Raw genomic sequence first — 17,374 nt, 5'->3', positions numbered from 1 at the left:
TTGAGTCTTCTTTGGCGCTGGCCGGAGAGGGCCGGCGTCCCTCACATGATGAGGCGCCGGCAGGCCCTCGAAGGACGCGAATTTTGACGCAACTTTCTGATGTTGATTGCAGCTCGGCCGGGGTCTGGGCACGAGACGTAACGGTTTCCTATCGCAACGGCGTAACGGCCCTGCGCCATGCCTCCTTTGCCGTGCCGAAGGGGGCGATTGCCGCGCTCGTCGGGGTCAATGGCGCGGGCAAATCCACTCTTTTCAAATCCCTGATGGGGTTTCTGCCGCTGACCGGCGGTGAAATCTCGATACTGGGCTTGAGCGTTTCCAAGGCGCTGAAGGCGGGCATCGTTGCTTATGTACCCCAGGCCGAGGAGGTCGACTGGAGCTTTCCGGTGCTGGTGGAAGACGTGGTGATGATGGGCCGCTATGGTCACATGGGTTTCTTGCGGATTCCCTCGGCCAAGGACAAGGCTGCCGTCCATGCGGCGCTGTCGCGGGTCAACATGCTGGATTATGCCAAGCGGCAGATCGGTGAGCTGTCCGGCGGGCAACGCAAGCGGGTGTTTCTGGCCCGGGCCCTGGCGCAGGAAGGCGAGGTGATCCTGCTGGACGAGCCGTTTACCGGCGTCGACGTTCAGACCGAGGAAGCCATTGTCACCCTGCTGCGCGAGTTGCGCGACGAGGGCAAGGTGATGCTGGTCTCCACCCACAACCTCGGATCTGTGCCGGAGTTCTGTGACCAGACGATACTGGTCAAAGGCACGGTTCTGGCTTTCGGGCCGACCTCGGAGATCTTCACGCGCGCCAATCTGGAAAAAGCCTTCGGCGGTGTGCTGCGGCACTTCGTGCTGGGCGGGGCGGATCTTCACGACGATGATGACGCCCGCTCGGTGACCATCATCACCGACGATGAGCGGCCGTTTGTCATGTACGACGAGCAGGCGCGCACCGCCAATCCGCCGCCGCCTGAGCTGCCAACTGATGCCGATGAGACCCTTGCGGAAAAGGGGCAGGCATGAGCGAGCTGCTGGTTCCTTTCTCCTATGGCTACATGACCAACGCCATTTTCGTCAGCGCGCTGGTCGGCGGCGTCTGTGCCTTTCTCTCCGCCTATCTGATGCTGAAGGGTTGGTCGCTGATCGGTGATGCGCTCAGCCATTCCATCGTGCCCGGTGTGGCCGGGGCCTATATGCTGGGGCTGCCGTTTGCGCTTGGCGCCTTTCTGTCCGGTGGTCTGGCGGCGGCCTCCATGCTGTTTCTCAACCAGCGCACCGGCCTGAAGGAAGATGCGGTGATCGGGTTGATCTTCACCGGCTTCTTCGGTCTCGGCCTGTTCATGGTCTCCGTTTCGCCGGTTCAGGTGGATGTGCAGACGATCATTCTCGGCAACATTCTGGCGATCACGCCGGAGGACACGCTGCAGCTGGTGATCATCGGCACCGTGTCGCTGATCGTGCTGCTGCTGAAGTGGAAGGACCTGATGGTGGCGTTCTTTGACGAGAACCACGCCCGCTCCATCGGTCTCAACCCCGGTCGCCTGAAATTCCTGTTCTTCGTGCTGCTGTCGGCCTGTTGTGTCGCGGCGCTGCAGACTGTCGGGGCGTTTCTGGTCATCGCCATGGTGGTGACGCCGGGCGCCACCGCCTATCTGCTGTGCGACCGGTTTCCGCGCCTCTTGATGGTCAGCGTCTTCATCGGCGCGGCCACCAGCTTCCTCGGGGCTTACCTGTCGTATTTCGTCGACGGCGCCACCGGCGGGCTGATCATCAGCCTGCAAACGCTGATCTTTCTGGTGGTGTTTGTGGTCGCGCCCAAGCATGGGCTGCTGGCCGCGAAACGCCGCGCGGCGCGGGCCTTGCAGGAACCGGCAGACGCTGCCAGCCTTTCGGAGGGCATGTGATGCAGGAGCTGCTGTTTCCCTTCCAGTTTCCCTTCATGCAGAACGCCTTTCTGGTGGCGCTGCTGCTGGCACCGCCGACGGCCATGCTGTCGTGCTTTCTGGTGTTGAAGGGCTGGTCGCTGATGGGCGATGCCATCAGCCATGCGGTGCTGCCCGGGGTGGTGCTGGCCTATATCCTCAACATTCCGCTGTTGATCGGGGCGTTTGGCGCCGGCATGACCTGCGCGCTGCTCACCGGTTACCTAAAGGAAAACAGCCGGGTGAAGCAGGACACGGTGATGGGGGTGGTGTTTTCGGGCATGTTCGGCTTTGGCCTGGTGCTCTACACCAAAATCACCTCCAACGTTCACCTCGACCACATCCTGTTCGGCAACATGCTCGGCGTCGGCTCGGCCGATCTGTTGACCGCCGGGCTGATCTCGCTGGTGGTTACCGGGCTGCTGCTGGTGTTCTGGAAGGATCTGCTGCTGCACGCCTTTGATCCGGCGCAGGCCAAGGCCATCGGCCTGCGGGTCAAATGGCTGCACTACGGGCTGCTGTGCGTGCTGTCGCTGACCATCGTCGGCACGCTGAAGGCGGTTGGTCTGATCCTCGCCGTCGGTCTGCTGATCGGGCCCGGCGCCATCGCCTTTCTCATCACCCGGCGCTTTGCGCAGATGATGATGGTCGCAGTCGGTGTCACCGTGCTGTCCCTGACTGGCGGGATCTACCTCAGCTTCTTCCTCGACAGCGCCCCGGCGCCAACGGCCATCCTGCTGATGACCGCCCTGTTCTTGGCAACCTTCGCCTGGAAGCTTTTTCAGACCCGGTCTGTTTCCGGCGAGATCTGAGTTTTTTGGGAGGAGGTGGACCAGCGAGCCCCACGCCAAACCCACCGCTGTCCCGGGCTTTTATTTGCTGTGAAGTTTGAATGTGCAGCCGGCGCTCTGATGGCTGTTGGATTCTTGCTGGCGCAGGGTAACTAAGAAAAAGATTGAATTCGGAAAAGGAAAACAAATTTTTTTGGTGGTGGATTGCAACTTTGACTAATTTGCGGGCTAGGCACTACAATTCTGTATGTCGCCCGGCTCTCGATTGTAGGTCGGCGAAATCATGTTGAACTTTCAGATAAGCATTGAAACTGACGTTTACTTTACCGTGGACTGAATTGGGCACCAGAGCAAAATTGGGAGATAGAATGGCGAACCGTGTAGTGCTGGATGCCATGATTAGGCGGGCGGACTTTGCTCTACAGTCAGAATCCATTTCGGTTGAGCTTGGGAACACACTTAAGCTCTCAGAAATAACAGGAGCGAGCCCTACTGCAAAATTTCTTAGAAAACCGGATTTTCAGCGTGAAACCAATCATTGGACGACAAGTCAAGTTGTGAATCTAATTAGAAGCTTTGTTTCCGGTGAACTAATCCCTGCACTAATACTATGGAAGTCAGAATCTTTTGTATTTGTAATCGATGGGGCGCATAGACTCAGTGCGCTTAAGGCTTGGGTAGAAAACGACTACGGAGCGGGATCGTTTTCCAATTCTTTCTTTTCTCAAAGCGTTCAAGAAGAACAGAGAAAAATAGCGGATAAAACGCGAAAGGCCGTCGAGAAAGAGGTTGGCCGATACGCCGACTATCTTGCTCTTACCGAGGCTGATTTGGAATCTAATGCAGAAAAAGCTCGAATTCACTCAATAATTTTTTCTCGTTCTCTGCATGTTCAGTGGGTCCAAGGCAATCAGGAAGTAGCTGAAACTTCTTTTTTCAAAATTAATTCACAAGGTACGGTTTTAGATAAGACGGAAGAACTATTGCTCAAAAATCGGCAAAAATCTTACGCAATCGCTGCTCGATCTATAGTGCGGTCTGGAACCGGTCATAAATATTGGTCTAAATTTGAAATAGAAGTCCAGAAAGAAATAGAATATCTATCTTCTAGGCAGAACGAAATATACTTCCAGCCCTTTGTCGATGAGCCCATTAAAACGCTCGATCTTCCTGTAGGTGGAGCTAGCTCCCCTGTAGATGCGTTGAAATCGCTAATCGACCTTTTTGCACTTGTAGATGGTAATCCAGACACCAGAAAACAATTACAGATGGTGTCTGAAGATCCAGACGGCTCGGAGACGATTAGCTTATTGAAGAGAAGCCTTAGGGTGGCTAATCGTGTTTCAGGAAATGCTCCTGGAAGCTTAGGCCTGCATCCTGCGGTTTATTTCTACACTGAGAGAGGGAAGCACAGCCGCTTTCTTTTCCTCGGTATCATCAGGGTTATTGCCGATGCGCTTAGAAACAATGACAAAGATTGGTTCAAGAAATTTACATCTTCGAGAGAAAAATTAGAAAAAACCTTTCTCGAAAGAAAGTCGTTGATCAATCAAGGCTTAGCAAACGTAAATAGTGCTCAGCGGGTTGATCGCGTTGCGAAATTATTTAGGTACCTCGTTGAAGTGTATCGGGAAGAAAAAGAAGTCTCGGATAACGAGATTCTGCTGGCTCTGGGTCTCGAAGGTGCTGCCGGCAATTTGCAGATCATTGACGCCCCGAAGGGTTTTACCAACGACGTAAAGTCTGCTGCCTACCTTCAGGCGGCCATAGTTAGTGCTCCGCGCTGCTCGATTTGCAAAGGGTATTTGCACGTTATCAAATCAGTTTCATATGACCATATCCATCCAGTTTCGCATGGTGGTGCTGGAAGTATTCAGAATGCGCAGTTAGTTCACCCTTATTGCAATACTGCAATTAAAGGGGATTCTGGTGCTGATTAGTCTTTGGGGTGTGCGGGCAATTTTCCAATCGGCCAAGATCGTGCAGGCCGGCTCCTCCAGGTTGAGGTCGCAGAAGCGCTTCAGGGTCAATGCGTCGTAGCGGGTGCCGGCCAGTAGCAACACGTCAACGGGTTTCGGCTCGCCTATGCGGCAGACCTTCTGGTCAACGGCGAGGAGAGCGTCGCGCGTGTGGCCGAGCGGTCAGGCGGTCAAATTTCTACCGGGAATTCCAACGCGTCTATGGTCAGTCGCCGGTGGACTATCGCAGCGCCGGCAAGGACAAATGGCAACACCCAGAGGTTAGATCTATGGAGTGAAGGTTGCCAGGTTGAATGGTATTGGACGCGCTACAACATGCCCACGAGCAATGTGGACGGCGCACTAAAAGCAGATCAAAAATTCGGAAAAAATGCAGCGCGTGTGTTCGATCTTGATCGAACGGGCTTTTCGCGAAAAGCACCACTGCCAAGGAGCAGTGGTGCCGGCAACAGGATTCGAACCCGTGACCCCCTGATTACAAATCAGGTGCTCTACCAGCTGAGCTATACCGGCGCTGCTGGGAAGGCTTCTAGCAGATTGTTTCGGGGATGCCAGCCCTAAATGCAAAATTTTTTGAAGAATTTTCGGGTTATCCAGCGAAAGCCGATTTGGACGCCCGTTTTTGCTGCCACCTTGTGGAAAACATGAAGCTTTTCTGGTGGGAGGCTGAAATTTTCAAGGGGGCATTGAATGGCCGCGGGCGCCGAACTTCGCACTTGCACCTGTCTAAATAGTTGAATATTGAATTCAACATTCATCTGATCCGGCGGGCGACGCCGGGCGCGTCCCGATCTCGGGAAAATCCACGTTGCGTTGCGTCGGGTCGGGTGCCTGTCTTCAGCGGCACTGCCATGCCGGGAGATGCCACCATTCAACAAGGAGGGGACACCATGTTTGTCGCCATGAACCGTTTTCGCGTCAACAAGGGCCATGAGGCCGATTTTGAAACCGTCTGGAGAAGCCGGGATTCCCAGCTGAACGAAATGGCCGGGTTCAAGAGCTTCAACCTGCTGAAGGGGCCGGAAGCCGAAGACGGCGAAACCGTGCTCTATGCCTCTCACACCGTGTGGGCCAACAAGGAAGACTTTGTTGCCTGGACCAAGTCCGAGCAGTTCCGCAACGCGCATAAGAACGCCGGCAACAACAAGGGCATGTATGCGGGTCATCCGCAGTTCGAAGGGTTTGACTCGGTTCTTTGATTGTCAGTTTTTGAGAAGATCGCGCGTGATTTAATCGCGCGGTCTTTTCTTGATAAGAGGAGCGCAGCAGATGAGTGACGAAAACGCAGTGGAGTGCATTCCGGTCCTGCCATCTCTGGACCTGGCCGTGACACGGGATTTCTACCGGGATGTTCTGGCGTTCAGGGTGATCTATGAAAGCCCGACGCGGGTGATCCTGCGGCGCGAGACCATGGAGCTGCACTTCTGGCTGACCGACCGGGCGGAGTTTTGCGAAAACAGCAGCTGCTATATTCGTGGCGGTGGCATCGACGCGCTGTTTGAAGAATTTCACAACAAGCAAGTGCCGCGGTTGAGCGACTTTGCCGTCAGGCCGTGGAACATGAAGGAATTCCACCTTCATGATCCGCACGGCAATCTTTTGATCTTTGCGCGTATTCCGTGATCCGGCTGACTTACAGACCGAGTTTCTGGCGCGCTATATAGAGAGACAGAACGGCGGCGTTCGACACGTTGAGCGAGCGGATTTCGCCAGGCATGTCGAGGCGGGCCAGGTTTCCGCAGGCGTTGCGCACGCCCTGGCGCACGCCCTTGCCTTCGGCGCCGAGCATCAGAACCGTCTTGTCGCCAAAGTCAGTGTCTTCCAGCGAGGCCGGGCCGTCGCTGTCCAGGGCGATGCAGGTAAAGCCCTGGTCGTTCATCTCGTCGACAAAGCGCGACATGTTCTTCACCCGCACATGCTTGATCATGTCGAGGGCGCCGCTGGCGGATTTGGCCAGCACGGAGCCTTCTTCGGGGGCGTGGCGCTCGGTTGTCACGATGGCGTCCGCACCGAGGGCAACGGCGGAGCGCATGATGGCGCCGACGTTGTGCGGATCGGTGACCTGGTCGAGCGCCAGAACCAGCCGGGCGCCGGACAGCTCTTCCGCGCCATAGGCGGGCAGGGGCTCGGCTTCCAGGATCATGCCCTGGTGCACGGCGTCCTTGCTGACCATGCGGTCCAGCTCGCGCGGCGACTTCATCTCGACGGGGACGTCGATCTTCACGTTGCGCTCTTGCAGGCGGTTGACGGCATTTTCCGACGCATAAAGCTTGATGCGCGTGCGGGCCTGGTTGCCAAAGGCGGCTTCCACAGTGTGAAGCCCATATAGGAGAACAGGTCCTTCGGGCTGCACGCCGGGGCGGCGCGGGCCTGGTTTGACGAAGGATTTGTTCTTGCGCGCGCCTGGGCGCCCGCTGGATCTTGTCGGCTTGTCGGTCATGGCCCTTCCAATAATCCCCAGCGCCAGCCGGTGCAATTGAAAAGAACCGACGGGCGCGCCTCTGCTTGAGGCTGCTACTGCCCTGTGGCCGAGTGAAGGCCGGACGCCAAAACGCTGGCGGTAGGGGTGTGTGATTCAGGTCTTTGGGCTGAATAACATTTATGAAAAGCATGCAAGCGCGAGCGAAAAGCCCCTGTGAAATTTGTCCACAAGCGGTCAGGTCGGGTATGTGAAGAAGTGACCTGAATGTGGCTTAAGTGGCGGAAATCAGCGAAGAAATGCGATTTTTCCAGGGCGTCTCTGAATGAAAAAACAGCGGTGAGTGCGGGTTTCAAACCGGTTATGCAAACTTTTTGACAGCTTGCGTGAAAATCGGCGTTGACACCGACAGTCGCCATCTGCATAACACGCCGCAACGGGATTGCTCGCCCTTAACGGACGAGCTCTTCGGTAAGCCATCCTGACCGCTTCGGCGTGAGGTAGGACGAGATGGAGGAGTGCCCGAGTGGCTAAAGGGGGCGGACTGTAAATCCGCTGGCTATGCCTACGTTGGTTCGAATCCAACCTCCTCCACCATCGTCTTTCTTGTGTTGTTGCGCGGGTGTAGCTCAATGGTAGAGCAGCAGCCTTCCAAGCTGACGACGAGGGTTCGATTCCCTTCACCCGCTCCACCATGGGGCTGATCGAAGTGTTGGGCTGGAAGCAAAAATCCATCCTTTCAAGTCTCGAACAGTTTATACGGGAAGCAATTCGTTGCTCTTGGATCTTTTCCAAGTGCCGGAAAGTGTCCCACCTCGAGCCTTTATCGACTGAACCGCGTATTGGATAGAGAGCGACGCGATGGCCAAGGAAAAATTTGAGCGTAACAAGCCGCACGTCAACATTGGCACGATTGGCCACGTTGACCACGGCAAGACGACTCTGACAGCTGCAATCACCATGACGCTTGCCGAAACCGGTGGCGCTACGGCAAAAGCTTATGCTGACATTGACGGCGCTCCTGAAGAGCGTGCTCGCGGCATCACGATTTCCACGGCTCACGTGGAATATGAAACCGAAGCGCGTCACTATGCGCACGTTGACTGCCCGGGTCACGCCGATTACGTCAAGAACATGATCACCGGTGCTGCCCAGATGGATGGCGCGATCCTGGTGTGTTCCGCAGCTGACGGCCCGATGCCGCAGACCCGCGAACACATCCTGCTTGCTCGCCAGGTTGGCGTTCCGGCTCTGGTGGTGTTCCTGAACAAGGTCGACCAGGTAGACGACGAAGAGCTTCTCGAGCTGGTGGAAATGGAAGTTCGCGAACTTCTGTCCTCCTATGAGTATCCGGGCGACGACATTCCGATCGTCAAGGGCTCTGCTCTTGCTGCGGTTGAAAACCGCGATGCGGCCATCGGCCGTGACGCGATCCGTCAGCTGATGAACGAAGTTGATGCTTACATCCCGACGCCTGATCGTCCGGTTGACATGCCGTTCCTGATGCCAATCGAGGACGTGTTCTCGATCTCCGGTCGTGGTACGGTTGTTACGGGCCGCGTTGAGCGCGGGATCGTCAAGGTTGGTGAAGAAGTCGAAATCATCGGCATCAAGGACACCACCAAGACAACAGTTACGGGTGTTGAAATGTTCCGCAAGCTGCTCGACAGCGGCCAGGCGGGCGACAACATCGGCGCTCTTATTCGCGGCGTTGCCCGTGAAGACGTTGAGCGTGGTCAGGTTCTTTGCAAGCCGGGTTCAGTTACCCCGCACACGAAGTTCAAGGCTGAGGCTTATATCCTCACCAAGGAAGAAGGCGGCCGTCATACTCCGTTCTTCACCAACTACCGCCCGCAGTTCTACTTCCGTACAACGGATGTGACCGGTGTGGTGTCTCTGCCTGAAGGTACTGAGATGGTGATGCCGGGCGACAACGTGTCGGTCGAAGTGGAACTGATCGTGCCGATCGCTATGGAAGATGGCCTGCGCTTCGCTATTCGCGAAGGTGGCCGCACCGTCGGTGCCGGCGTCGTCGCTTCCATCATCGCCTGATCGGGCTTCGTAAATTCGATCGCCGGGCCACATGTCCGGCGATCACTCCTGCCCCTGAAAGTCCGGTTATTCCGGGGAGGGGGAGGGCTCAAGAGTAGAACCGGTTCGCCGGTTCCCTTTGAAGGGGTATAGCTCAGTTGGTAGAGCGACGGTCTCCAAAACCGTAGGTCGCGGGTTCGAACCCTGCTGCCCCTGCCATTTTGCTCTTGATCATTGGCTCCCGAGAGCTTAAAGAAGTTCCTTGGGTGAGGCGCGCGGAGCTTTCTGCGCGCCCACTCGTGTTTAACAGACCGGACTTGGAATGGCAAAACCCAATCCCTTTACGTTTGCGCAGCAGGTACGTTCCGAAGTGTCGAAAGTCACTTGGCCTACCCGCCGTGAAACGGCAATCACCACCGTGATGGTTTTCGTCATGGTTGTCATTGCCTCCATTTTCTTCCTGCTCGCCGATCAGGTGCTGGGCTGGGGGATTGGGCTGCTCCTCGGGCTTGGCGGGTAATCGCCTGGTTTCCTTTCGAGCAGGTCGACTAGAACAAAAAGAAGCGGATTAGAGGGTTATGGCCAAGCGCTGGTACATTGTGCATGCCTATTCGAATTTCGAGAAGAAGGTGGCCGACACCATTCGCGAGAAGGCTGAACGGAACGGCTTGTCCGATCTGTTCGAAGAAATCCTCGTCCCGATGGAAAAGGTTGTTGAGGTGCGCCGCGGCCGCAAGGTTGACGCAGAGCGCAAGTTCTTCCCCGGCTATGTGCTGGTGAAGATGGAAATGACCAATGAGGCGTTTCACCTGATCAAGGATACCCCGCGTGTAACCGGGTTCCTGGGTCAGGATCAAAAGCCGACGGCTATTCCCGAAAAGGAAGCCATGCGCATTCTGCACCAGGTGCAGGAAGGCGTCGAGCGTCCGAAGCCGTCCGTCAGCTTTGAAGTTGGCGAGCAGGTCCGGGTGTCCGATGGTCCGTTCGCATCCTTCTCCGGTCTTGTGGAAGAAGTCGATGACGAGCGTGCACGCTTGAAGGTGGCGGTGTCCATCTTCGGCCGGGCAACGCCGGTTGAATTGGAATTCGGTCAGGTCGACAAGACCTGATCAGATGATGCGCTGCCTGTCCTCTGGATGGGTGGCGTTCTCGCGTTTTCGTCGTATGGCCCGTCAGGGGCATGGGCGGCGCGAGTTGAGAAGTCGGTGGCAGACTGAGCCGTTCATCGCCGGACGAGCTTGTTAAGGTCAGACCACCAACTCCTGACCCTGCTGCGAAACACGCAGCGTTTAATTGGAGATTATCATGGCGAAGAAAATTACAGGCTACCTGAAGCTTCAGGTACCAGCAGGCTCGGCTACGCCGTCCCCCCCTATCGGTCCCGCTCTCGGTCAGCGCGGTCTGAACATCATGGAATTCTGTAAGGCATTCAATGCGCAGACCCAGGATGTTGAGAAGGGCGCTCCGTGCCCGACTGTGATCACTTACTTTTCTGACAAGTCCTTCACGTTTGAAGTCAAGACCGCTCCGGTCAGCTTCTTCCTGAAGAAGGCAGCCAAGATCAAGTCCGGTTCCAAGACCCCGGGTCGTGGCACCATCGCATCCGTCAGCAAGGCTCAGGTTCGTGAAATCGCCGAAGCCAAGATGAAGGATCTGAACGCGACCAACATCGAAGCAGCAATGCTGATGGTCGAAGGTTCCGCCCGTTCCATGGGCGTCGAGGTCACGGAGTAAGATCATGGCTAAAGTTGGAAAGCGTATCCGCGCAGCGCGCGAAGGCATCGATCGTGACGCGACCTATGCCCTGAACGAAGCAATCGCCCTGATCAAGGCTCGTGGAACTGCAAAGTTCGATGAGACCGTTGAACTGGCTCTGAACCTTGGTGTTGACCCGCGTCATGCCGATCAGATGGTTCGTGGCGTCTGCGTTCTGCCGAACGGTACTGGCAAGAGTGTTCGTGTTGCCGTGTTCGCACGTGGTGACAAGGCTGACGAAGCCAAGGCAGCCGGTGCAGACATCGTTGGTGCAGAAGAGCTGGTTGCTGAAGTTCAGGCCGGCAAGATCGATTTCGATCGCTGCATTGCAACGCCTGACATGATGCCGCTTGTCGGTCGTCTTGGTAAGGTTCTCGGCCCGCGCGGCATGATGCCGAACCCGAAGGTCGGTACAGTGACCCCGGACGTGGCATCTGCTGTCAACGACGCCAAGGGCGGCGCTGTTCAGTTCCGCGTTGAAAAGGCCGGTATCATTCATGCAGGCGTTGGCAAGGTTTCCTTTGCCCCTGAAGCTCTGCAGGAAAACATCAAGGCTTTGGTCGATGCTGTTTCCAAGGCTCGCCCAACCGGCGCCAAGGGAACCTACCTGACACGCATGGCTTTGAGCTCGACGATGGGCCCAGGCGTCAAGGTCGACCTTGCCAGTTTGTCGGCTGAGTAATATTTAACGACGGGGATCGATTCTGATCCTCCTCGATTTCAAGAATTCCCTGCCGGGCAACCGGTGGGGATGGTTCGGCGGGAAACCGCCGAGCTCCCTGTCCGAGACTGCAGGTGCCGGGTAACCGGTTTAAGTCAATTTGGGCCTGCATAGATGGGTGAGAACCAGATAACGCCTCTCTTGAGGAAATCCGGTTCGAACCAAGCCTTGCTGCGTACTTGGTCTTCAGGTGCGAGGTGAGGGGACAGGACCCTGAGCGTCGCAGTGTTGCGCGTTCCCGGTTCGGGACCGTTTCGCACCGCGGCAAAGGCAAACCGGCGGCGGCAACGCCGCCAAATGGAGAAGGCAAGTGGAAAGAGCGGAAAAGCACGAGTTCGTGACCACACTCAACGACGAGCTGGGTAACACCAGCGTCGTAGTGGTTGCGCACTATGCAGGTCTTTCGGTTGCACAGATGACTGCGCTTCGCGCGTCTGTTCGTGATGCCGGCGGAACTGTCAAAGTGGCAAAGAACCGCCTTGTGAAACTTGCCCTTCAAGGCACGGACCTAGATCACATCAGTGACCTGTTTGTTGGCCCGACACTGATCGCCTATTCGGACGATCCGGTCGCAGCCCCCAAGGCAATTGCTGATTTCGCCAAGGCACACGACAAGCTCGTAATCCTCGGCGGTGCTCTGGGCACCACCAACCTGAACCCGGAAGGGGTCAAGTCTCTGGCTTCCATGCCGTCGCTCGACGAGCTGCGTGCAAAGCTGGTTGGCATGATTCAGACTCCGGCATCGCGTATTGCGCAGGTTGTCAACGCACCGGCCGGGCAGCTCGCCCGCGTCTTCGGCGCGTACGCCAAGAAGGACGAGGCCGCATAAGGCGACCTAACTACACTGTCTCTGTAACCAATATTGGTTCGAACTTTTAAGGTACTGAAAAATGGCTGATCTCGATAAGCTCGTTGAAGAACTGTCTGCTCTGACCGTCATGGAAGCAGCTGAACTGTCCAAGCTTCTGGAAGAAAAGTGGGGCGTTTCCGCTTCTGCTCCGGTTGCTGTTGCTGCTGCTGCTGGTGGCGCTGGTGAAGCTGCTGCTGAAGAAAAGACCGAATTCGACGTTGTCCTGACTTCTGCAGGCGAGAAGAAGATCAACGTGATCAAGGAAGTCCGCGCTATCACTGGCCTGGGCCTCAAGGAAGCTAAGGAGCTCGTAGAAGGCGCTCCTAAGCCGGTCAAGGAAGCTGTGTCCAAGGACGAAGCTGAAGAACTGAAGAAGAAGCTCGAAGAAGCTGGTGCTTCTGTAGAGCTGAAGTAATTGAAAGGGGCTTTCGAGCCCTTTTGAAGCGGCCCCGGTTTTCCGGGGTCGCACTTTGCCCCGGCGGGTTCTCCCGTTTCCGGGGCATACGTCCCACTAGGGCATCCTGCGTTGTGTAAGGCGCAGACATGGTGACCTAGACCCCAAAGTCCGATCGACTTGCGCTTTCCGAAAGCGGGTTGATCAAGGGGGACGGTTTTCCGAAGCGCCTGGGCCGGTGGCCCGATTGGATAAGGGGCGTTGCGGACAGCCGTTACCCGGCCGATACGAGGAGCGACAATGACCCAAACGTTCAACGGTCGCAAAAAGATCCGTAAATATTATGGATCCATCCGCGATGTGGCAGAGATGCCGAACCTCATTGAGGTTCAGAAGGCGTCCTATGACCAGTTTCTCCAGGTAGATGAAATGCCTGGTGGCGGTCGCCACGTCGATGGATTGGAAGCCGTCTTTAAGTCGGTTTTCCCGATCTCCGATTTTGCAGGCACCTCCCTGCTGGAATTCGTGTCTTACGAGTTTGAACAGCCTAAATACGACGTCGATGAGTGCCGTCAACGTGGCATGACCTTTGCGGCTCCGCTGAAGGTCACCCTGCGCCTCATCGTGTTTGATGTCGATGAAGACACCGGCGCCAAGTCCGTCAAGGACATCAAGGAGCAGGACGTCTACATGGGCGACATGCCGTTCATGACAGAAAACGGCACCTTCATCGTCAACGGCACCGAACGCGTTATCGTTTCGCAGATGCACCGGTCTCCGGGCGTCTTCTTCGATCACGACAAGGGCAAGACCCATTCGTCCGGCAAGCTGCTGTTTGCTGCACGCGTGATCCCTTACCGTGGATCCTGGCTCGATATCGAATTCGACGCGAAGGACATTGTCCACGCTCGTATCGATCGTCGCCGCAAGATTCCGGTGACTTCGCTGCTGATGGCCCTTGGCCTCGACAACGAAGAGATCCTGAACACGTTCTACAAGCAGATCGAATACAAGCGCGACAAGGACGGCTCCTGGCGGGTTCCGTTCGACGGTCAGCGTCTGAAGGGCACCAAGGCCTCCTACGACATGATTGACGCCGACAGCGGCGAAGTCGTGATCGAGAACGGCCGTAAGATCACTGCGCGCACGATCCGTCAGCTGGAAGAGAAGGGCGTCAAGGCGCTCAAGGTTTCCGACGAAGATCTGCACGGTCAGTATCTGGCTGAAGACATTGTTGAAGTGCAATCGGGCGAAGTCTATGCCGAAGCCGGTGACGAGATCACGGGCAAGACGCTGGAAGAGCTGGTCGAGCGCGGCTATCATGATCTGACGATCCTGGATATCGATCACATCAATACCGGTGCGTACATCCGCAACACGCTGGCAGCGGACAAGAACGAGTCGCGTGAAGACGCGCTGTTCGACATCTACCGCGTCATGCGTCCGGGTGAGCCGCCCACCATCGACACCGCTGAAGCGATGTTCAACTCGCTGTTCTTTGATTCAGAGCGCTACGATCTCTCGGCTGTTGGCCGCGTTAAGATGAACATGCGCCTTGATCTGCAGTGCGAAGACACCGTGCGTGTTCTGCGCAAGGACGACATCCTGTCTGTCATCACAGTTCTTCTTGATCTGCGTGACGGCAAGGGTGAGATCGATGACATTGATAACCTGGGTAATCGTCGTGTTCGCTCCGTTGGCGAACTGATGGAAAACCAGTATCGCGTCGGTCTGCTGCGTATGGAACGTGCGATCAAGGAGCGTATGAGCTCCGTTGAGATCGACACTGTGATGCCGCAGGATCTGATCAACGCCAAGCCTGCAGCTGCCGCGGTTCGCGAGTTCTTCGGTTCTTCGCAGCTGTCGCAGTTTATGGATCAGACCAACCCGCTGTCCGAAGTGACGCACAAGCGCCGTCTTTCGGCTCTCGGGCCTGGTGGTTTGACCCGTGAGCGTGCCGGCTTCGAAGTCCGCGACGTGCATCCGACCCACTATGGTCGTATATGTCCGATTGAGACTCCGGAAGGCCCGAACATTGGCCTGATCAACTCGCTCGCGACCTTTGCGCGCGTGAACAAGTACGGCTTCATCGAAAGTCCGTACCGCAAGGTGAAGGACGGCGTCGTGTCCAGCGATGTTGTCTATCTCTCTGCCATGGAAGAGGCCAAGCACTACGTTGCACAGTCGAATGCGACTTACGACGAGAGCGGCCGTTTCACGGAAGAACTGATCACCTGTCGTCACGCCGGTGAAAACGAGATGGTTCCATCTGAAAAGGTGGATCTGATGGACGTTTCGCCGAAGCAGCTGGTTTCGGTTGCAGCGTCGCTGATCCCGTTCCTGGAAAACGATGATGCGAACCGAGCTTTGATGGGCTCGAACATGATGCGTCAGGCTGTACCACTGGTGCGCGCAGAAGCGCCGTTTGTTGGTACCGGCATGGAAGCAATCGTGGCTCGCGATTCCGGAGCTGCGATCAACGCGCGTCGCTCAGGTGTTGTTGACCAGGTTGATGCGACCCGTATCGTCCTTCGTGCGACGGAAGATCTTGAAGGCGGCAAGTCCGGCGTCGACATCTACCGTCTGATGAAGTTCCAGCGTTCCAACCAGAACACCTGTATCAACCAGCGTCCGCTGGTTCGGGTCGGTGACGTGATTTCCAAGGGCGATATCATCGCCGATGGGCCGTCGACTGATCTTGGCGATCTGGCACTTGGCAAGAATGTCCTCGTGGCCTTCATGCCTTGGAATGGCTACAACTTCGAGGATTCCATCCTGCTTTCCGAGCGGATCGTGTCTGACGACGTGTTCACCTCCATCCACCTCGAAGAGTTCGAAGTGATGGCGCGTGATACGAAGCTTGGTCCGGAAGAAATCACCCGCGACATTCCGAACGTTTCGGAAGAAGCGCTGAAGAACCTTGATGAAGCTGGTATCGTCTACATCGGTGCGGAAGTGCATCCGGGTGACATTCTGGTCGGCAAGATCACACCGAAGGGCGAAAGCCCGATGACGCCGGAAGAAAAGCTCCTGCGCGCCATCTTCGGTGAAAAGGCCTCTGATGTTCGCGACACCTCCCTGCGCTTGCCGCCGGGTGTTGCCGGTACTGTTGTGGAAGTTCGCGTCTTCAACCGCCACGGCGTTGAAAAAGACGAACGCGCCATGGCTATCGAGCGTGAAGAGATCGAACGCCTGGCCAAGGACCGCGACGATGAGCAGGCTATCCTGGATCGTAACGTCTATGGCCGTCTTGCAGAAATGCTTCTGGGCAAGTCCGCGATCAGCGGTCCGAAGGGCTTCAAGAAGGACAGCGACCTTGATGGCGATGTCCTGAACGAATACCCGCGCTCACAGTGGTGGCAGTTTGCGGTCGACGACGACAAGTTCATGTCGGAAATCGAAGCTCTGCGGGCCCAGTATGACGACAGCCGCAAGCGTCTCGAACAGCGCTTCATCGACAAGGTCGAGAAGCTGCAGCGCGGTGACGAACTGCCGCCAGGCGTCATGAAGATGGTCAAGGTCTTCGTTGCCGTGAAGCGCAAGCTTCAGCCGGGCGACAAGATGGCTGGCCGTCACGGTAACAAGGGTGTGGTTTCCAAGATCAACCCATGTGAGGACATGCCTTTCCTTGAGGACGGCACTCACGTGGACATCGTGTTGAACCCGCTCGGCGTTCCGTCGCGCATGAACGTTGGTCAGATCCTTGAAACCCATCTGGGTTGGGCCTGCCGCGGCATGGGCGAGCGCATCGGAGAATTGTACGAAGAGTACAAGAAGTCCGGTGAGATGGAGCAGCTCCGTGGCAAGGTCGTCGAGATCTACGGTGACAACCTGAAGGGCGATAACGTCAAGGATTACGACGACGAAGGTGTCGTTCGCCTTGCCGAACAGCTCAAGAAGGGCGTTTCCATCGCAACCCCGGTCTTTGACGGGGCACGCGAGCCGGATGTCGTCGACGCACTCAACATCGCTGGCTACAAGCCGTCCGGTCAGTCGACGTTGTTTGATGGCCGTACCGGTGAAGAGTTCGACCGTCAGGTGACCGTAGGCTACATCTACATGTTGAAGCTCCACCACCTGGTGGACGACAAGATCCACGCCCGTTCCATTGGGCCGTACTCGCTCGTTACCCAGCAGCCGCTGGGTGGTAAGGCGCAGTTCGGTGGCCAGCGCTTCGGGGAAATGGAGGTCTGGGCGCTTGAAGCTTACGGTGCAGCCTACACGCTGCAGGAGATGCTGACGGTCAAGTCGGATGACGTTGCCGGTCGTACGAAGGTCTATGAGGCCATCGTGCGCGGTGATGACACCTTCGAGGCGGGTATCCCGGAGAGCTTCAACGTTCTCGTGAAGGAAATGCGGTCTCTCGGCCTCAACGTTGAGCTTCAACGTGCCGAAGAAAACCCGGACGAGATAGAGCAGGCAGCCGACGCTGCCGAGTAACCTCGCGGGCAACCGACCGAATTTTGACTTGCAATGCCGGGCTGGCGAGGAGACCCTCCTCGCTACCCGTGCATCGAAGGAG

The 17,374-nt window shown here is 56.7% G+C and carries 15 protein-coding genes and 4 tRNA genes; 17 read left to right on the top strand and 2 right to left on the bottom strand.

Annotation, left to right across the window (positions count from 1 at the left end; all coding sequences use genetic code 11):
• Positions 1 to 83 precede the first annotated feature (83 nt).
• The 4 genes from J0X15_RS06480 (at position 84) to J0X15_RS06465 (ending at position 4,643) form a co-directional block, all read left to right on the top strand.
• Entirely contained in the window at positions 84 to 1,013 is a 930-nt protein-coding gene (locus tag J0X15_RS06480; RefSeq protein ID WP_206939046.1) for a manganese/iron ABC transporter ATP-binding protein, read from the top strand.
• Complete coding sequence (locus tag J0X15_RS06475) at positions 1,010 to 1,894, top strand: metal ABC transporter permease (protein WP_206939043.1); 885 nt, start codon at positions 1,010 to 1,012, stop codon at positions 1,892 to 1,894. Before J0X15_RS06480 ends, J0X15_RS06475 begins: the two co-directional genes overlap by 4 nt.
• On the top strand, positions 1,894 to 2,724 hold the full coding sequence (locus J0X15_RS06470; RefSeq protein ID WP_206939042.1) for a metal ABC transporter permease: 831 nt from the start codon (positions 1,894 to 1,896) through the stop codon (positions 2,722 to 2,724). Before J0X15_RS06475 ends, J0X15_RS06470 begins: the two co-directional genes overlap by 1 nt.
• Before the next feature lie 347 nt (positions 2,725 to 3,071).
• A complete protein-coding gene (locus J0X15_RS06465; RefSeq protein ID WP_206939040.1) occupies positions 3,072 to 4,643 on the top strand; it encodes a GmrSD restriction endonuclease domain-containing protein in 1,572 nt (523 codons plus the stop codon).
• A gap of 476 nt (positions 4,644 to 5,119) precedes the next feature.
• On the opposite strand, the gene J0X15_RS06460 is transcribed toward J0X15_RS06465, so the two are convergent.
• Positions 5,120 to 5,195, bottom strand: a tRNA-Thr gene (locus tag J0X15_RS06460).
• A 377-nt stretch (positions 5,196 to 5,572) separates the two neighbouring features.
• On the opposite strand from J0X15_RS06460, the gene J0X15_RS06455 reads away from it, so the two are divergent.
• Both J0X15_RS06455 and J0X15_RS06450 read left to right on the top strand, forming a co-directional pair.
• Positions 5,573 to 5,881: an antibiotic biosynthesis monooxygenase family protein gene (locus J0X15_RS06455; RefSeq protein ID WP_206939038.1), complete on the top strand. Its 309-nt coding sequence runs from the start codon at positions 5,573 to 5,575 to the stop codon at positions 5,879 to 5,881.
• 70 nt (positions 5,882 to 5,951) lie between these two features.
• Positions 5,952 to 6,305, top strand: coding sequence for a bleomycin resistance protein (locus J0X15_RS06450; protein ID WP_206939036.1), 354 nt, complete (start codon positions 5,952 to 5,954; stop codon positions 6,303 to 6,305).
• A 10-nt stretch (positions 6,306 to 6,315) separates the two neighbouring features.
• Here J0X15_RS06450 and J0X15_RS06445 read toward each other — a convergent pair whose 3' ends face one another.
• On the bottom strand, positions 6,316 to 7,122 hold the full coding sequence (locus J0X15_RS06445) for a TrmH family RNA methyltransferase (protein WP_206939034.1): 807 nt from the start codon (positions 7,120 to 7,122) through the stop codon (positions 6,316 to 6,318).
• Between the two features lie 491 nt (positions 7,123 to 7,613).
• Here J0X15_RS06445 and J0X15_RS06440 point away from each other — a divergent pair.
• The 11 genes from J0X15_RS06440 (at position 7,614) to rpoB (ending at position 17,292) form a co-directional block, all read left to right on the top strand.
• A tRNA-Tyr gene (locus J0X15_RS06440) sits at positions 7,614 to 7,698 on the top strand.
• 21 nt (positions 7,699 to 7,719) lie between these two features.
• Positions 7,720 to 7,793, top strand: a tRNA-Gly gene (locus J0X15_RS06435).
• A 169-nt stretch (positions 7,794 to 7,962) separates the two neighbouring features.
• Positions 7,963 to 9,153 carry an elongation factor Tu gene (gene tuf, locus J0X15_RS06430; RefSeq protein ID WP_206939012.1) on the top strand — a complete coding sequence of 397 codons (1,191 nt, stop codon included), beginning with the start codon at positions 7,963 to 7,965 and terminating at the stop codon, positions 9,151 to 9,153.
• 122 nt (positions 9,154 to 9,275) lie between these two features.
• Positions 9,276 to 9,351: transfer RNA gene (locus J0X15_RS06425), tRNA-Trp, on the top strand.
• Positions 9,352 to 9,454: 103 nt separating this feature from the next.
• On the top strand, positions 9,455 to 9,652 hold the full coding sequence (secE, locus tag J0X15_RS06420; protein ID WP_206939032.1) for a preprotein translocase subunit SecE: 198 nt from the start codon (positions 9,455 to 9,457) through the stop codon (positions 9,650 to 9,652).
• A gap of 58 nt (positions 9,653 to 9,710) precedes the next feature.
• Positions 9,711 to 10,241 carry a transcription termination/antitermination protein NusG gene (gene nusG, locus J0X15_RS06415; protein ID WP_206939030.1) on the top strand — a complete coding sequence of 177 codons (531 nt, stop codon included), beginning with the start codon at positions 9,711 to 9,713 and terminating at the stop codon, positions 10,239 to 10,241.
• Positions 10,242 to 10,437: 196 nt separating this feature from the next.
• Positions 10,438 to 10,866 carry a 50S ribosomal protein L11 gene (gene rplK, locus J0X15_RS06410; RefSeq protein WP_206939028.1) on the top strand — a complete coding sequence of 143 codons (429 nt, stop codon included), beginning with the start codon at positions 10,438 to 10,440 and terminating at the stop codon, positions 10,864 to 10,866.
• A 4-nt stretch (positions 10,867 to 10,870) separates the two neighbouring features.
• Positions 10,871 to 11,569 carry a 50S ribosomal protein L1 gene (rplA, locus tag J0X15_RS06405; RefSeq protein ID WP_206939026.1) on the top strand — a complete coding sequence of 233 codons (699 nt, stop codon included), beginning with the start codon at positions 10,871 to 10,873 and terminating at the stop codon, positions 11,567 to 11,569.
• Positions 11,570 to 11,918: 349 nt separating this feature from the next.
• Positions 11,919 to 12,437 (top strand): 50S ribosomal protein L10, encoded by a 519-nt coding sequence (rplJ, locus tag J0X15_RS06400; RefSeq protein ID WP_206939024.1) that lies wholly within the window; start codon positions 11,919 to 11,921, stop codon positions 12,435 to 12,437.
• A 61-nt stretch (positions 12,438 to 12,498) separates the two neighbouring features.
• On the top strand, positions 12,499 to 12,873 hold the full coding sequence (rplL, locus tag J0X15_RS06395) for a 50S ribosomal protein L7/L12 (protein WP_206939023.1): 375 nt from the start codon (positions 12,499 to 12,501) through the stop codon (positions 12,871 to 12,873).
• A 279-nt stretch (positions 12,874 to 13,152) separates the two neighbouring features.
• Positions 13,153 to 17,292, top strand: a complete 4,140-nt coding sequence (gene rpoB, locus J0X15_RS06390) for a DNA-directed RNA polymerase subunit beta (RefSeq protein ID WP_206939021.1) — start codon at positions 13,153 to 13,155, stop codon at positions 17,290 to 17,292.
• Positions 17,293 to 17,374: the final 82 nt, after the last annotated feature.

This window comes from Roseibium limicola (assembly GCF_017313085.1).
Taxonomy (GTDB): domain Bacteria; phylum Pseudomonadota; class Alphaproteobacteria; order Rhizobiales; family Stappiaceae; genus Roseibium; species Roseibium limicola.
Note: the sequence above shows the minus strand (reverse complement) of the source record. Positions and strands in the feature narration are given on the sequence as shown.

Bases quoted from the DNA above. Each gene is read 5' to 3' on its own strand.
- J0X15_RS06445 (WP_206939034.1), bottom strand. From the start codon at position 7,122: ATGACCGACAAGCCGACAAGATCCAGCGGGCGCCCAGGCGCGCGCAAG.
- rplA (WP_206939026.1), top strand. From the start codon at position 10,871: ATGGCTAAAGTTGGAAAGCGTATCCGCGCAGCGCGCGAAGGCATCGAT.
- rpoB (WP_206939021.1), top strand. From the start codon at position 13,153: ATGACCCAAACGTTCAACGGTCGCAAAAAGATCCGTAAATATTATGGA.
- rplK (WP_206939028.1), top strand. From the start codon at position 10,438: ATGGCGAAGAAAATTACAGGCTACCTGAAGCTTCAGGTACCAGCAGGC.
- J0X15_RS06475 (WP_206939043.1), top strand. From the start codon at position 1,010: ATGAGCGAGCTGCTGGTTCCTTTCTCCTATGGCTACATGACCAACGCC.
- J0X15_RS06470 (WP_206939042.1), top strand. From the start codon at position 1,894: ATGCAGGAGCTGCTGTTTCCCTTCCAGTTTCCCTTCATGCAGAACGCC.
- J0X15_RS06465 (WP_206939040.1), top strand. From the start codon at position 3,072: ATGGCGAACCGTGTAGTGCTGGATGCCATGATTAGGCGGGCGGACTTT.
- J0X15_RS06450 (WP_206939036.1), top strand. From the start codon at position 5,952: ATGAGTGACGAAAACGCAGTGGAGTGCATTCCGGTCCTGCCATCTCTG.
- secE (WP_206939032.1), top strand. From the start codon at position 9,455: ATGGCAAAACCCAATCCCTTTACGTTTGCGCAGCAGGTACGTTCCGAA.
- rplL (WP_206939023.1), top strand. From the start codon at position 12,499: ATGGCTGATCTCGATAAGCTCGTTGAAGAACTGTCTGCTCTGACCGTC.
- J0X15_RS06455 (WP_206939038.1), top strand. From the start codon at position 5,573: ATGTTTGTCGCCATGAACCGTTTTCGCGTCAACAAGGGCCATGAGGCC.
- nusG (WP_206939030.1), top strand. From the start codon at position 9,711: ATGGCCAAGCGCTGGTACATTGTGCATGCCTATTCGAATTTCGAGAAG.
- tuf (WP_206939012.1), top strand. From the start codon at position 7,963: ATGGCCAAGGAAAAATTTGAGCGTAACAAGCCGCACGTCAACATTGGC.